13 protein-coding genes are annotated in these 15,475 nt (G+C 42.8%); 8 read left to right on the top strand and 5 right to left on the bottom strand.

All coding sequences use genetic code 11. From position 1 onward, the window contains the following. The first annotated feature begins 170 nt into the window (after window positions 1–170). From MuYL_RS23155 to MuYL_RS09555, 4 genes are all read left to right on the top strand, one after another. Window positions 171–347 carry a hypothetical protein gene (locus MuYL_RS23155; protein ID WP_157740725.1) on the top strand — a complete coding sequence of 59 codons (177 nt, stop codon included), beginning with the start codon at window positions 171–173 and terminating at the stop codon, window positions 345–347. Window positions 348–525: 178 nt separating this feature from the next. Next, entirely contained in the window at window positions 526–3,705 is a 3,180-nt protein-coding gene (locus MuYL_RS09565) for a SusC/RagA family TonB-linked outer membrane protein (RefSeq protein WP_094570349.1), read from the top strand. 5 nt (window positions 3,706–3,710) lie between these two features. Further along, complete coding sequence (locus MuYL_RS09560) at window positions 3,711–5,150, top strand: SusD/RagB family nutrient-binding outer membrane lipoprotein (protein ID WP_094570348.1); 1,440 nt, start codon at window positions 3,711–3,713, stop codon at window positions 5,148–5,150. A gap of 108 nt (window positions 5,151–5,258) precedes the next feature. Next, window positions 5,259–5,723, top strand: coding sequence for a nuclear transport factor 2 family protein (locus MuYL_RS09555; RefSeq protein ID WP_094570347.1), 465 nt, complete (start codon window positions 5,259–5,261; stop codon window positions 5,721–5,723). On the opposite strand, the gene MuYL_RS09550 is transcribed toward MuYL_RS09555, so the two are convergent. The 5 genes from MuYL_RS09550 to MuYL_RS09530 form a co-directional block, all read right to left on the bottom strand. Then, a complete protein-coding gene (locus MuYL_RS09550) occupies window positions 5,720–6,160 on the bottom strand; it encodes an RrF2 family transcriptional regulator (RefSeq protein WP_094570346.1) in 441 nt (146 codons plus the stop codon). The two genes, MuYL_RS09555 and MuYL_RS09550, sit on opposite strands and share 4 nt — an antisense overlap. A gap of 64 nt (window positions 6,161–6,224) precedes the next feature. Further along, window positions 6,225–7,034 carry a methionine ABC transporter substrate-binding lipoprotein MetQ gene (gene metQ / locus MuYL_RS09545; RefSeq protein WP_094570345.1) on the bottom strand — a complete coding sequence of 270 codons (810 nt, stop codon included), beginning with the start codon at window positions 7,032–7,034 and terminating at the stop codon, window positions 6,225–6,227. Between the two features lie 15 nt (window positions 7,035–7,049). Further along, entirely contained in the window at window positions 7,050–7,652 is a 603-nt protein-coding gene (metI, locus tag MuYL_RS09540) for a methionine ABC transporter permease MetI (protein WP_394338993.1), read from the bottom strand. A gap of 46 nt (window positions 7,653–7,698) precedes the next feature. After that, window positions 7,699–8,730 carry a methionine ABC transporter ATP-binding protein MetN gene (gene metN, locus MuYL_RS09535; protein ID WP_094570343.1) on the bottom strand — a complete coding sequence of 344 codons (1,032 nt, stop codon included), beginning with the start codon at window positions 8,728–8,730 and terminating at the stop codon, window positions 7,699–7,701. Window positions 8,731–8,876: 146 nt separating this feature from the next. Continuing rightward, a complete protein-coding gene (locus MuYL_RS09530) occupies window positions 8,877–10,097 on the bottom strand; it encodes a peroxiredoxin family protein (protein ID WP_094570342.1) in 1,221 nt (406 codons plus the stop codon). Window positions 10,098–10,500: 403 nt separating this feature from the next. Here MuYL_RS09530 and spt point away from each other — a divergent pair, with 403 nt between their 5' ends. The 4 genes from spt to MuYL_RS09510 all read left to right on the top strand — a co-directional run bounded on the left by spt (window position 10,501) and on the right by MuYL_RS09510 (window position 15,272). Beyond that, window positions 10,501–11,706 carry a serine palmitoyltransferase gene (gene spt / locus MuYL_RS09525; protein WP_094570341.1) on the top strand — a complete coding sequence of 402 codons (1,206 nt, stop codon included), beginning with the start codon at window positions 10,501–10,503 and terminating at the stop codon, window positions 11,704–11,706. A 115-nt stretch (window positions 11,707–11,821) separates the two neighbouring features. Further along, the gene (locus MuYL_RS09520; protein WP_094570340.1) at window positions 11,822–12,940 is read left to right on the top strand and encodes a GNAT family N-acetyltransferase; all 1,119 of its coding nucleotides are present in this window, start codon (window positions 11,822–11,824) and stop codon (window positions 12,938–12,940) included. Continuing rightward, window positions 12,937–13,923, top strand: a complete 987-nt coding sequence (locus MuYL_RS09515) for an NAD-dependent epimerase/dehydratase family protein (protein WP_094570339.1) — start codon at window positions 12,937–12,939, stop codon at window positions 13,921–13,923. Before MuYL_RS09520 ends, MuYL_RS09515 begins: the two co-directional genes overlap by 4 nt. 26 nt (window positions 13,924–13,949) lie before the next feature. Next, complete coding sequence (locus tag MuYL_RS09510; protein ID WP_094570338.1) at window positions 13,950–15,272, top strand: inositol-3-phosphate synthase; 1,323 nt, start codon at window positions 13,950–13,952, stop codon at window positions 15,270–15,272. The last annotated feature ends 203 nt before the right edge of the window (window positions 15,273–15,475 follow it).

The following is a 15,475-nucleotide window of genomic DNA, read 5'->3' as shown; positions in this document are numbered from 1 at the left end:
ACTTAAATAAATTAAATTAATTCTACTAATTCTATAGACATTATATATTTATTTATATATTTGCAGCCGGAAATACTTAACAAGTATCATGCGTCGCCTCATTGAGGCTGATTTATCAACTTTTTAATACTTTCTCCCTGCGGTAAAACGCAGCATAATAATTTATTAATATGAATACTAAACATTTACTTTTCGCTTATTCATTACCGGTTACCAGCCTTGCTTTTAGCACACAGTTTGGTAAACAGTCCGGTGAAGCATCCTTTACTCCGGTTGCTGCTTTAAACATTGGCAACGGTGCCAGCTACACGCCCATGTCAATGTGCAACATGCATTGTTGCTGTTAATCCCTCTTTTTAAGGTTATTCGCCGCGCTGTAGTCTGCAGCTAACAACGTTCCGGTTACCTTTTCAACAATCAATTCTTTACGGCTATTAAGTTACCGATGGGTGCTTCGCATTCAAACCCGGTATCCCCTGCTTTAATACACGTAAAGGCATTAAACAATTATTTCACATTTTAATTATGCTTAAAATTTACAAGCTACTGGCAATACTATTGCCTTTTATTATCGTCCAAACGGTTGCTGCGCAATCCGTTAAAATAAGCGGGTTGGTAACCGCCAAAGCCGATGGACTGCCCCTGCCGGGCGTTAGTGTCTCCGTCAAAGGCACCACAACAGGAGCACTTACCGGTGCCGATGGCAAGTTCACTATCGGTGCCAATGTTAACGATGTACTAAAACTAACTTACATAGGTTACGTTACCCGCGAAATTACCGTTAAGCAGGATGAGCCCAACTTACAGATAGTACTGGCCGAAGCAGCCAATTCGCTGAACGAGGTAGTGATAACGGCCCTTAACATCTCCAAAGACAAAAAATCACTGGGTTACTCGGTGCAGGGGCTAAAATCAAAAGACATCTCTGAGGCAAAGGAAACCAACCTTGTAAATGCGCTGGCGGGCAAAATTGCCGGTGTACAGGTTACCAACAGCCAGGGAGACATGGGCTCGTCGCGCATCATCATCCGGGGCGAAACCTCTATAGCCGGCAATAACCAGCCGCTGTTTGTTGTTGATGGTACTATTGTGGATAACTCCCAGTTTTTAGGCACAAACGGCTCAAGGGATTTTGCCAACGCCATAGCCGATCTGAACCCCGAAGATATCGAATCCCTAAGCGTCCTTAAAGGCCCTAATGCCGCCGCACTGTATGGCTACCGGGCAGCGGCAGGGGTTATCCTTATTAAAACAAAAACAGGCAAAGGCGCCAAAGGCCTGGGTGTCAATATCAATTCAAACACCAGCTTTTCAACCGTACAGCTATTGCCCAAATACCAAAACCAGTACGGACAGGGTTCAAATGGCAAGTTTAGCTATGTTGACGGCAAGGGCGGTGGCGTTAATGACGGGGTTGATGAAAGCTGGGGACCCGCACTTGACGGATCGCTCATCCCGCAATTTAACTCGAACGGGCAACCCGTGCCATTTGTGGCGCATCCCAATAATGTACGCGATTTCTTTAAAACCGGTGTTACTTTAAATAACAGCGTGGCATTGTCAGGCAGTACCGAAAAGGCCGACTACCGCCTGTCCTACAACAACCTGCACCAAACCGGAATTATTCCGAATACGTCGCAGGGCCGGAACTCATTTTCATTAAATTCTACCTTCAGGCTTAGCCCCAAGCTGACCGTAACTACCATAGCCAACTATATTAAAGACGATGCGGATAACCTGCCGGGTGCAGGTGGCAAACGGGCAACCAGCACTATGCTGCAGTTTACGTGGTTTGGCCGACAGGTTGATATAAGCCAGCTAAAAAACTACAAGGATGCCAATGGCAACACTTTTAACTGGAATAACAGCTATTACAGCAACCCTTACTGGCTGGCGTATGAAAATACGGTGGGGCAGCACAAAAACCGCATAATAGGCAGCGTGGAACTAAATTATAAAATTATTGACGGCCTTACCGCCAACTTCCGCACGGGTACCGATTATTATAACGACAAGCGCAAGATAAAAGTAGCTTATGGTACCAACGGTACGCCATTCGGATCGTACGAAGAGGATGCCTACACGGTAAACGAAACCAATACCGAAGGCAGGTTGCAATACACCAAAAAGCTGAATAATGATTTCTCATTAGATGTTTTAGGGGGCGGCAATATCAGTACTATTTTAAATGAAGAAAACGACCAGGTAGCGCCAAAGCTGGCGGTGGCAGGTTTGTACACTTTAAGCAACTCGCGGGATCCGCTGGTGTCATCCAACAGCTATGGTAAATATAAAACCTACAGCTATTTTACTTCAGCACAAATCGGGTTCAGGAATTACGCATTCATCAACTTAACCGGCCGCAATGATTGGTCTTCTACCCTGCCGGCGGCTAACCTTTCCTACTTTTATCCATCGGTAAACGGCAGCCTGGTGCTTTCAGAGGCACTTGGAATTAAGAGCGATATATTAACTTACGCCAAGCTGCGGGGCGGCTGGTCTAAAGTGGGTAAAGCAGCGCTGCCTTACCAGCTTAATAATATCTACAATTTCACCGCACCTTTCGGTGCCAACCCACAGCAAAGCGCCGCAAGTATCGACTTAAACCCTAATTTAAAACCAGAAACAACCACATCTGCCGAGGCAGGTTTTGAACTTGGTTTTTTCCAGGACAGGCTGCACCTGGATGTAAGCGCTTACAACACCAACAGTATTAACCAGATCCTGAGTGTGGATGTAAGCCCTGCTACAGGCTATAGCCAAAAGCTCATCAACGGGGGCCGCATTAACAATAAAGGCCTCGAAATACAGTTGGGTGGTACGCCAATAAAAGCAAATGGCTTTACCTGGGATATTACCACCAATTATTCACTTAACCGAAGTAAAGTGGTTTCGCTGGATGCCGAAGGAAGGCTTAAAAGCTACATACTTGGCAGCGACCGTACCGTACAGGTTTTGGCCGCAGTTGGGCAGCCTTACGGTACTCTATTTGGTAATGCCTACCAACGCAATGCTAACGGGCAAATTATTGTTGCCGCCAATGGCACCCCGGTTATTAACCCCACCAAACAATACCTGGGCAAGTTTACACCCAAATGGCAGGGCAGCATAAACAACAGCTTTACCTACAAAGGCGTTAACCTCAGCTTCCTGATAGATGCCCGGATTGGCGGCTCAATTTATTCAAACACCAACCGTACCGGCACCTATACCGGCGTACTTGCTTCAACCTTACCGGGGCGCGGCGCGGCCAACGGCGGTTTAAGTTATTACTACCCCGGCAATAATACATCAGCTGCTGCGGTACAGGTTACCGGTAGTGCACCGGGCGGGGTAACGGTTTACAATGATGGTGTTATTTTTAATGGCGTTAAGGCCGATGGTTCAAAAAACACCACAATATTGCCTGCTCAAAGCTATTATAAAGGCTTTACAAACGTTGACGAGGCTTTTGTTTACGATGCCTCGTACATTAAGCTGCGCGAAGTTAAGCTCGGATACACACTACCATCTAAATGGGTAAAAGGTGCCGGGTTACAGTCTGCAACCATATCAGTGGTTGGCCGCAACCTGTGGATCATCCATAAAAACGCACCTAATATTGACCCTGAAACGGCCTTTAACAACGGCAACGGGCAGGGCCTGGAAGACCTGACTTTACCAACCGTGCGCAACATTGGCTTTAACGTTAATCTTAAATTCTAGAAATCATGAAAAATAAATATATAACACTCTTACTCTCGGGAACCCTCGTGCTTTCCGCAGTATCGTGCAAAAAAGACCTGGTGAAAATTAACCAGAACCCAAATGCCGCGCAAAATGCGCAGCCGGATTATTTGCTTACCGCTGCCACAAAAACAACTGCCGATACCTACTGGGGTGTTGCCAATACCATGGAGTCGAGCCTGTTGTTTGTGCAATACTGGGCAAAAATTCAATATACAGACCCCGACAGGTATATCTATTCCAACAGCGCTTTCCAGGAATTATGGACAGTTGGCTATTCAAAAAGCATAGTGAACCTTAACCAGATTATTAAGCTTGGCGACGCACAGGCAAACAGCAATTATAAAGGCGTTGCCCTGGTGCTGCGCTCGTGGGTATTCACCCTGCTGACAGATGCCTATGGCGATATCCCTTACAAGCAAGCTACCACTATTGACCAATACCTTACCCCGGCTTATGACACCCAAAAGGATGTTTATTACGCCCTGCTTGATGATTTAAAAACAGCACAGGCAGCGCTTGATCCGGCGGGCAAGGCTATTGCAGGTGATATTATTTATGGCAACAATATCGCGCTCTGGAAAAAGTTTGCCAATTCATTACGACTGAGGATTGCCCTGCGCATTGCCGACCGTGATGCAACTAAAGCTAAACAGGTTTTGGCAGATATTCAAAGCGAAGGCGGATCATACATCAGCGCCAATGCTGAAATTGCCCAGCTGGTTTACCTGGATTCGCCAAACCAAAACCCGGTAAGCAATTTGTTTGATACCCGCGATGATTACCGCATCAGTAAAACCATAGTAGATAAATTGTTTGCCCTTAACGATCCGCGCTTGCCTGTATATGCAAGCAAAACCAAAGATGCTACGCCGCAAACTTATGTTGGCATCCCGAATGGTTTGCTGGTAGGCGATGCAAGCGGCCTGGGCTTTACCAAAACGTCAAAGCCGGGAACATACTTTTTAGCACCGCATGCACCCGCAGTGATTATAAGCTATGCCGAAGTGCTGTTTGACAGGGCCGAAGCTGCCGCACGCGGTTTAACTACAGAAGATGCGGCCGGCTTATATAAACAGGCAATTACCGCGTCACTTAACCAATACGGCATCCAGGGCAGCACTGCTGACAGCTATACAGCCCTGCCTGCGGTGCAATACGATGCAGCGAATTTTAAGAAATCCATTGGCGAACAAAAATGGATCGCCCTGTTTGGACAAGGACTTGAGGCTTTTGCCGAATGGCGCAGGCTCGACTATCCGCAACTGCAACCTGCCGTGGCCGGCACACTTAACGGCAAAATACCCACCCGGTTTATTTACCCGGGTACGGAGCAGTCACTAAACGGCACCAGCTACAAAGCTGCTGTGGCCGACCAGGGCCCCGACGTGCTTACCACCAGGCTTTGGTTTGATGTAAATTAAAGTGCTCACAAATTTTTCTCTTCATAGTTTAGGTTTATAATTGGTTGAAAAGAGTTCCCGCCTGTCGGGAGCTCTTTCTTTTTTATTAGCGAATACCTATATTGTACGATGAAAAATAAATTACTGTTAACTTGTTCAATTATAGTTTGGGCTACGCTTGGCGCCTTCTCGCAAAACCAGGCGGCATTGCTAAAAGACAAGGATCAGGGGTTGGCGAAGAACAAAAAGCTGATATACGATTTTTGGCGGGAGGTTTTTGAAGGTGGCCACATGGAACTTGCCCCTAAATACATGGCCGAAGGATACATTCAGCACAATCCGAACGTGCCTACAGGAAGACAAGCCTTTGTTGACTTCTTTTCGAAATTCGCGGTTTCAAAACCTGTTGTGGACACCATGAAGTCGCCGGTTATTGCCATAACAGCTGATGGTGACCTGGTTACGCTGGTTTTTAAACAGGAGAACCCTGACCCAAAAGATCCCACAAAAAAATACGTTACAACCTGGTTTGATATGTTCCGCATTGAAGGCGGAAAAATTGCAGAACACTGGGACCCGGCACTAAAAAATTAAATACTTAACGCATGGGCTGCGTACTCATTTTCAATCATGCCGGCTATGCTTGTTCCTGATAAAACTTCGAGTTCCTGCTCCCTGATCTTTAGGTAAACCTGTTTGATACTGCAGGTAGCTTCATCAAGGCACTCTTCGCAGCTGCGATAGTGGAACGCACTGGCACACGATACCCTGGCTATAGGCCCGTCCATTAACCTCACTATCCCCACCAAAAATATTTCTTCGGGCGGTTTGCTTAACACATAGCCGCCGGTTACACCCTTTTTACTGAAGATATAACCGGCATTCCTTAATTCCAGGAAAACTACTTCCAAATACTTCCTGGGGATTTTTTCAAACTCGGATATTTTTGAAACAGGCAATGGCGGTTTATCTATATTTTTCGCGAGAAAAATAAGAGCTTTTATAGCGTATTTTGCTTTTTTTGACAGCATATTACATCATTTTACCTGTTATAAAATATCTAAATCCACACTCGTTAATATGAATTAACAGTATTTACCAGCCCTTAATAGCACCGCCTTTAAAAGCCACTTCCGCAGCCTGCGCTACTTCGGGCGACTGGTAAGCTTTTACAAACCGGGCCACATTATCCTGGCTTTTGTTGTCGTCCCTTGATACAATTATATTTACATACGGCGATTTCTCATCCTCAACAAATATGCCGTCTCGTTTCGCAACCAACCCCGCCGGGCCGGCAAATGTATTATTAATAATAGCGATGGTAACGTTCTGATCATCAAGCGACCGTGGCAGCTGCGGAGCTTCAAGTTCCAGGATCTTCAGGTTTTTAGGGTTGTTTACAATATCATTCACTGTAGGTAATAAGCCTACGCCATCTTTCAATTTCAACAGACCTGCCTTTTGTAAAAGCAGTAAAGAACGGCCGCTGTTGGTAGGATCGTTTGGAATAATAATGGTACTGCCGTCCTTTAACTGATCGATGGTTTTTATCTTTCGTGAATATCCGGCCAGGGGGTAAACAAAAGTATTGCCTAAAATAGCAAATTTGTAGCCGCGCTGTTTGGTTTGCACATCCAGGTAAGGTTTGTTTTGAAAAACGTTCAGATCAATATCACCCTGGCTTAAGGCTGCATTCGGCATTACGTAATCATTAAACTGTACCAGCTCCACATCAAGGCCAAATCTTTCTTTGGCAACTTTTTGGGCTGCTTCCGCAACTTTAAATTCCGGACCCGATTCTACACCCACCTTAATGTGGTTGGTATTATTTGTTTGCGGTTTTCTGCCGCAGGCAGCCAGTATTATTGAAAATAGCGCAATACTGCTTAACGTTTTTATGTTCATGTTTTTAATTTGAATTTATTTGCGGTGATCCACCTTTTTTGCGATGAACTCACCCGAAATTTGAATAAGAAATACCAGTGCCACCAATAAAACCAGTACCGTATTCATTACCACTATATCATAACCCACGTAGCCATACTGGTAACCAATTTGGCCCAGTCCGCCGGCGCCAACTGCGCCACCCATGGCAGAATAACCAACAAGTGTGATCAGCGTAATTGATGCAGCCCCAATAATTGATGGCAGCGCTTCCGGCAAAAGTACTTTCAGCACAATTTGCAGGGGCCTGGCGCCCATTGCCCGCGCCGCCTCTATCAAACCATTGGGAATCTCTACCAGGCTGTTCTCTACCATGCGCGCAATAAACGGCGCCGCACCAATACTAAGCGGAACCAGGGCCGCCTGTACTCCGATTGACGTCCCAACAAGCGCCTTGGTAAACGGAATCATCCATACAATAAGGATAATGAATGGAATTGACCTGAATATATTTACCAGCACAGAAATTACGCCATTCACTATCCGGTTTTCAGAAACCTGCCCTTCGCGGGTCATAAATAACATTACGCCGGTAGGCAGGCCAATAACAAACCCAAAAAAACCAGATACAAAGGTCATTACTATAGTTTCAAGCAAACCCCGTAAAATCATCCACACCATCGGTTCAGACATAACCCAATACCTCCACTTCTATCAGTTTGCTTTTATAAAATTCCAATGATTTCTTTGTATTCTCCGGCGTACCGCTTACCTCAATCAGCATGATGCCGTACTTTACCCCGCCTGTATAATCCATTTGCGCACTGATGATATTGTTATCAACTTCAAACAGCCTGCTGGCTTCTGAAAGTATAGTTGCCTCTGCCGATCGCCCCGTAAATTCAAGCTTCACCACCGGGTGGTTTTTGCCTGAAGGTTCCGCCGTTAACCTTAGCTCGTACTCAACCGGTAATGCGGCATGTAATGACGATGCGATAAACTGCTTTGCCAAACCGGTTTCAGGATACGAAAATACTTCACTAACAGACCCGCGTTCAATAAGCCTGCCCTCGCTGATCACCGCAACCTCATTACAGATGGCTTTAACCACGTTCATTTCATGCGTGATCAGCAATATGGTGATATTAAAACGCTGGTTAATGTCTTTCAGCAAAGCAAGGATCGACCTTGTTGTAGCCGGATCAAGCGCGCTGGTGGCCTCATCGCAGAGCAACACTTTCGGGTTACCGGCCAACGTTCTGGCAATGGCTACTCTTTGCTTTTGCCCGCCCGACAGGTTCGCAGGATATTCATTCGACTTTTCTTCAAGGCCAACTAATTTTAATAATTCATCTACGCGATTTTTGATTTCCGACTTTGAAGTGCCGTCCAGTTCAAGCGGGAACGCTATATTCTGAAAAACCGTTCTTGATGACAACAGATTAAAATGCTGAAAGATCATGCCTATATGCCGCCTGGCCTTTGCCAGTTCAGCAGGCGAAAGACTGGTTAGGTTTTGTCCGTTAACAATAACCTCACCTTTTGTTGGTTTTTCCAGTAAATTAACACAGCGGATCAGTGTGCTCTTGCCCGCGCCCGAAGCGCCGATAACACCGAGGATCCTGCCCTGCGGCACAATGAGCGAAACGTTTGATAAAGCTGTTACCTGGCTGCGCTTTTTGATAAACGTTTTAGTAATATTTCTTAGTTCTATCATTTAATATTTGCTGCAAATATATCCTGTAATTCCTATAGAATTAATAAGCATATATTAAACTTACACTGAAATTAAAAAGGCGGAATTTGTTTATACGCTTCACCGGCAAATTTCTTATGAACCGTTTTAACCTGGCCAACCCTATCTTAACTCGCCGGCTGCCCGAGCAGTTTGTCCACTTCTCCGTTAAATTCCTTGATAAACGTTGTGTAATATTGCCCGGTTGCGGGGCCGGTAAAGCCGGTGTAAATCTTATCCACATTACCTTTTTTATCAATGAATAAGATGGTCGGGAAAGACAAAAATGTATTTAAAGCCGGAAAAGACTCGGCTACCGCCTTCTTATCTGCCAGGCCGCCAAACACCTCTGTATATTCAATACCGAAACGCTTTTTAAAATTCTCCATCGCATTTTTTACATAAGCAGGGTCGGCTTTCCGTTCAAATTGTACACCTATCACCTCTACGCCGCGGTTTTTGTTCTTTTTGTACCAGGGGGCCATAAATCCGGCTTCGTCCATACAATTGGGGCACCACGTGCCGCCGATAGTTACAATAACGACTTTGTTTTTATACTTGTCATCTTTCAGGGATACCTTTTCACCATCAACGCCGGGCAAAGAAAAATCGAACGTTTTATAACCTTCCTTTAAATAAGTAAGCGCATAAGGATCGGGCAAAGCTGCTTCCGGATTTTTTACCCCTGTAAAATTCTTACCGGTTAACTGCCCGGTATTATCAAAAGTCCCGGTATGATAAGCTACACCGCCGCCAATAAATGCCGACAGAAAAAACTGGTTGCCGGTAACTACGCCCTCCAAAAACCTCGAGTCGCCGGTTACTCTCATAAACGTTGCATAAAGTTTATTCCCTTTCTGGTTAAAAAGGCCCACTGCTTTATCTTCCTTTCCATTTTCAGACTTGAAGGTAAAATCGTATTTTCCAGAGATGTCTCCCGCTGGTTTTTCTCCTTTTTCGTCAAAACGGTATAATTGGCCAAAAGTGGCATCCACAGGGATCGTTCTGCCCGTATGGTCTTTTTTTCTAAAAAAACCGCTTAGTTGCTTATCCCCTGCTTTAAACGCCAGTTCTGTATCAAACTGATCAAAGGGAATAAACAGAGAATCTGCTTTCTGAACAGGCTGGCCTGTTTCAAAACGTTCTTCGCCGTTGAGTAAATAAATTTTTGCAGCGGCTGCTGATTTACCATGAACTTCAAAATTAAATGGTACATCCGTTCCGTTGGGTTGGTGGAAAACACCACGCCACTTACCTTCAGTAATAAAAGATTGAGCAGAAACCAGGGTTACATTTATGGTGATAATACCTGATAGTAAAGCGTATCGGAGTATGGAAAAGTGGTTCATATATTTGCTTTTTAAAGCAAATATAATAATAGTCTATAAATTCTATAGTTTATATAGTTATTTATCTTTGTTTGCTGATGGTCAATTCTCCAATTTTCAATGTGTATAAAAAAAAGCTGCCAACCCTTGTCTAAAAATTATCGCCCCCGTGAAAAATAGGGAGTACTTTTAGAGCATGGTCAAAAATTTATTACGAAACAATGTCGCAAAGACTAGAATGAAGGGTATTTTTAGTCTTTTTATGAAAAAATGAAAAATTGTATCACCAAATAATTAAAAAAATTAATTAATTTGCCGATTAGAAACAATTTCGCTTTTAAACTATTATAAAAAAATTACATGCCAAATATAGGTTATAACCTAATTCATGGTATTTTTGACAAAAATTTAGCCGGGTTATTAGATGATTAAAAAACTACACGGGAAGATCGCTGAGTTCCAAGTTGCAAATATGCTTAGGGAACAAGGATTATATCCCTATTTCAGGCCTATCGAGTCTGCACAGGACACTGAAGTAATAATTGATAACAAAAAGGTATTGATGTTTGGTTCTAATTCATATTTAGGATTAACAAATCATCCCCAAATTAAAGAAGCCTCGAAAAAGGCAATTGATAAATATGGTACCGGCTGTGCTGGTTCACGTTTCCTGAATGGTACACTTGACATTCATATTGAATTAGAGAACAGGCTTGCCAATTATGTTGGCAAAGAAGCAACTGTATTATTTAGCACTGGTTACCAGGTTAACCTGGGCGTGTTATCATGCATAACCGGGCGTAATGATTATTTGATTCTTGATGAATATGACCACGCATGTATTATTGATGGCAGCAGGCTTTCATTTTCGAAAGTTATAAAGTACTCCCACAATGACATGGAAGACCTTCAGCGGAAATTAAATATTCTGCCTGAAGATGCTGTCAAGATAATTGCTGTTGATGGGATCTTCAGTATGGAAGGTGATATTGTAAAACTTCCTGAAATTGCTAAGCTGGCTGAACAGTATGGGGCTAACATCATGATTGATGATGCCCATAGCTTAGGCGTTATTGGCCATAATGGAGCGGGTACAGCGTCACATTTTGGCTTAACTAACGAGGTTGATTTGATCATGGGTACCTTCAGCAAGTCATTGGCTTCATTAGGCGGTTTCATTGCCAGTGATAAAGACACCATTGATTATATCAAGCATCGCGCCCGTTCATTAATGTTTAGTGCAAGTATGCCTCCCGGTTCAGTAGCCAGCGTTATTGCAGCGCTTGATATTATTGAATCAGAGCCTGAGCGTATTACCAAACTTTGGGATAATACCAATTATGCCACGAAACTGCTTCTTGAAGAAGGGTTTGACCTGGGGCCTACCGAAAGTCCTATTCTGCCGATATATGTGCGGGATAACGAAAAAACGTTCCTTGTAACAAAATACCTGCAGGATGCCGGAATATTTGTTAACCCGGTTGTTTCTCCGGCAGTTCCTTCCGACTCATCGTTACTACGTTTCTCATTAATGGCTACCCATACTTTTGACCAAATTGATGAGGCTATTGAAAAAATAGCCAAAGCGTTTAAAGAAGTTGGCGTTACATCAATTAAAGAAAAGATATAAACCCGGCTTAAGCCGATTATAACAATAACTTAGCGCAATAAAACAAGCATCGCAGATATTAATTTATCTGCGATGCTTATTGCGTTTAAAGTAAACTATATTACTGAAATCACTGATGAAGAAAATAGTACCGGTTAATTCTAAAAAAGAACTTGGAGCATTTATTGATTTTCCGCACGACCTTTACAAGAACGACCCCAACTATGTACCGGAGTTATTTATTGCCCAGCGCGACTTATTAACCATACATCCTTTTCACAAACATAATTCGCTCCAGGCTTTTTTGGCTTACGACGGTGATAAAATTGTGGGTAGGATTGCCGCCATTTTAAACAACAGCCACAATGAGCACAATCATAGCAATGATGGTTTCTGGGGCTTTTTTGATTGCATAAATGACCAGGAAACAGCCGACCTGCTTTTTCAAACCGCCGCAAAATGGCTTAAGGAAAAAGGCATCACCAAAAAGTTTGTTGGTCCGGTTAATTTTTCAACAAACGAAGCTTGCGGACTGCTTATTAAAGGATTTGACAGCCCGCCGGTATTGATGATGACCTACAATTATCCTTACTACATTGATCTGATTGAAAATGCAAATTTCGAAAAGCAGATTGACCTGATTGCCTGGCACTGGGACGGCGACGGGTATGACGATAAATCGGTAAGACTATTAACAGCTTTACAGGAAAGACTGAAACGCAACAACATTGTTATCCGTAAAGTTGACCTTAAGAATTTCAAATCGGAAGTTGCAAAAGTGCGCCAGGTTTACAATTCTGCCTGGGATCAAAACAGCGGGTTTGTACCCTTCACCGACGAAGAATTTGATTACCTGGCTAAAGATCTGAAACTGATTCTTGACGAGGATTTTGTTTACGTTGCTGAACAAAACGATAAAATTGTAGGCTTTGGTTTGGCGTTACCCAATTATAACGAGATTTTTCAAAAAATAAAAAGAGGCCGTTTACTTCCAACCGGCATTTTTAAGCTGTTGCTGAACAGAAAAAAAATTAAGAGTATCCGCATTTACGCATTGGGCGTTATAGATGGGTATAGAAAGATGGGAATTGAAGCTTGTTTATACGGTTCAATAATAAGAGAGTATAAAAGAAAAGGCCTTCAGCATGCTGAAGCCGGCTGGACATTGGAAAACAATGTGCTTATTAACGAAGCTATAATTGCCATTAAAGGGGATCCTTATAAAACTTACCGCATCTACGAAAAAGATATATGAAGGAGCGGGTTTTAATAACCGGAGCAAGTGGTTTTGTTGGATTTCACCTTATTGAAGAAGCCCTGGCTAATAACCTTGAAGTTTTTGCGGCGGTTAGAAAAAGCAGCAAAATTGATCATTTAAAAGGCTTGGATATAAAATATACCTATCCTGATTTCACCAGTTTGCAGGCCTTAAAGGACAATATAAATGAAAATAAATACGATTATATCATTCATGCAGCGGGGGTTACAAAAGCCCGTTCGTCAAAAGAATACGACGATATAAACGCAGGTTACACTTATAACCTGGCCCTGGCTGCTGTTGAAAGTAATGTCAGTTTAAAGAAATTTGTACTTGTAGGCAGTCTTGCTGCTGTTGGCCCTTTAAATACCATAAATGGCATTTTAACCAGCGCAACCATACCCAACCCGGTTACGGCTTACGGCAGGAGTAAATTACTTGCCGAAGAAAAATTAAAAAGTTTGCCCGCTTTAAATTATACCATATTACGGCCCACCGGCGTTTATGGACCACGTGATCGTGATATCTTTATTTTTTTTAAACAGGTATGCAATCACCTGGAGCCATATATCGGCAATATGGAGCAAAATTTAAGCTTGATTTATGTTGAAGACCTGGCTAAAGCGGCAATAAAAGCGTTGAGTAAAGGCGATAGAAAAACTTATATGCTTAGTGACGGTAATGTTTATGACCGGTATGCGTTAGGTAATATTACAAAGGATGTGTTAAATTTAAAAACCCTTAAGTTTCATTTGCCTGTAATCTTTGTAAAATTAATTGCTAACATATCTGAAAAAGTTTGTTCTTTGAGCAATAAAGCATCTGTATTGAATGTTGAGAAGCTAAACGAGCTTATGGCTGTTAACTGGAACTGCGATATCTCACCGGCTAAGGCCGATCTTGAATTTTCTCCCCTGCATGATTTAAGATCAGGTGTAACAGAAACGCTGAAATGGTATAAAGCCAATAAATGGCTATAAATTGCACACACTATTAATAAATAAATATGAAAACTAATATTAAGCCAGCTAATGGCAAATTAGGTATTTTAATTCCGGGTTTGGGAGCCGTTGCCACTACAATGATTGCCGGCGTTGAGGCCGTTAAGAAAGGGATATCGCAACCTATTGGGTCTTTAACCCAAATGGGCAGCATTAGACTGGGAAAAAGAACAGAAAACAGGTACCCGAAAGTAAAAGACTTTGTTCCGTTAGCAAAATTGGACGATATAGTATTTGGCGGATGGGATGTATATTCAGATAATGTTTTCGAAGCTGCTACAAAAGCTAAAGTTCTTGAAGCGGAGTTATTGAACGCTGTAAAAGCTGAGTTGGAAGTTGTGGTACCCATGAAGGCTGCATTTGACAAAAACTATGCAAAAAACCTTATAGGCACGCACGTTAAAACCGGTACCCGTTATGAAATGGCCCAGGAGGTGATGAATGACATCACAACCTTTAAAGAAAAAAATGGTTGTGACAGGATCGTGTTGATCTGGTGCGGATCAACCGAAATATATTACGAGGCAACAGAAATCCACCAAACACTGGCTAAATTTGAGCAGGCTTTGCTTGATGATGATAAGCGCATTTCGCCCAGCATGATTTACGCCTACGCAGCTTTAAAAATGGGTATTCCATTTGCAAATGGTGCTCCAAATTTAACCGTTGATATCCCTGCCATGATAGAGTTGGCTAAATTGACTGAAACCCCAATTGCCGGTAAGGATTTTAAAACGGGCCAAACTTTAATGAAAACTATCCTGGCACCAGGATTGGCTGCACGTTCATTAGGCGTTAGGGGTTGGTTCTCAACCAATATTTTAGGAAATCGCGATGGTTTAGTATTGGATGACCCCGATAACTTTAAAACCAAAGAAGTTTCAAAACTTGGTGTATTGGAAGACATTTTAAGGCCTGAAGATAATCCTGAACTTTACGGCGATCTTTACCACAAAATCCGTATTGACTATTATCCGCCACATGGTGATAACAAAGAAAGCTGGGACAACATCGATATTTTTGGCTGGTTAGGTTATAAAATGCAAATTAAGATCAATTTCCTTTGCCGCGACTCTATTTTAGCTGCTCCTATTGCTTTGGATCTTGCTTTGTTTAGCGACCTTGCTAAAAGATCAGGAATGAGCGGCATCCAGGAATGGTTGTCATTCTACCTTAAGTCACCACAAACTGCTGAAGGTTTACCTCCGGAAAACGATATTTTCAAACAGTTGATTAAATTACAAAACACCCTGCGCCACTTAATGGGCGAAGATTTAATTACCCACCTGGGCCTTGACTATTACCAGGAACTGGTTGATGTATTATAACAATTAAGAAAAATAGAACGGGCTGTAATGGAAAAGCTGATGCTTTACCATTACAGCCTTTTTTTGTAATAACAATTATACAATCGGCGCCATACTACTCTGCCATTTTAGCCGTTTTAGCGTTTATTTATAATAATGCAATTGTAAAGTTTCAAAACTCGCGCTAACAGCAAATCATATTTGACTTTTTGACCACAATAGTC

This window comes from Mucilaginibacter xinganensis, from assembly GCF_002257585.1.
Classification (GTDB): Bacteria; Bacteroidota; Bacteroidia; order Sphingobacteriales; family Sphingobacteriaceae; genus Mucilaginibacter; species Mucilaginibacter xinganensis.
Note: the sequence above shows the minus strand (reverse complement) of the source record. Positions and strands in the feature narration are given on the sequence as shown.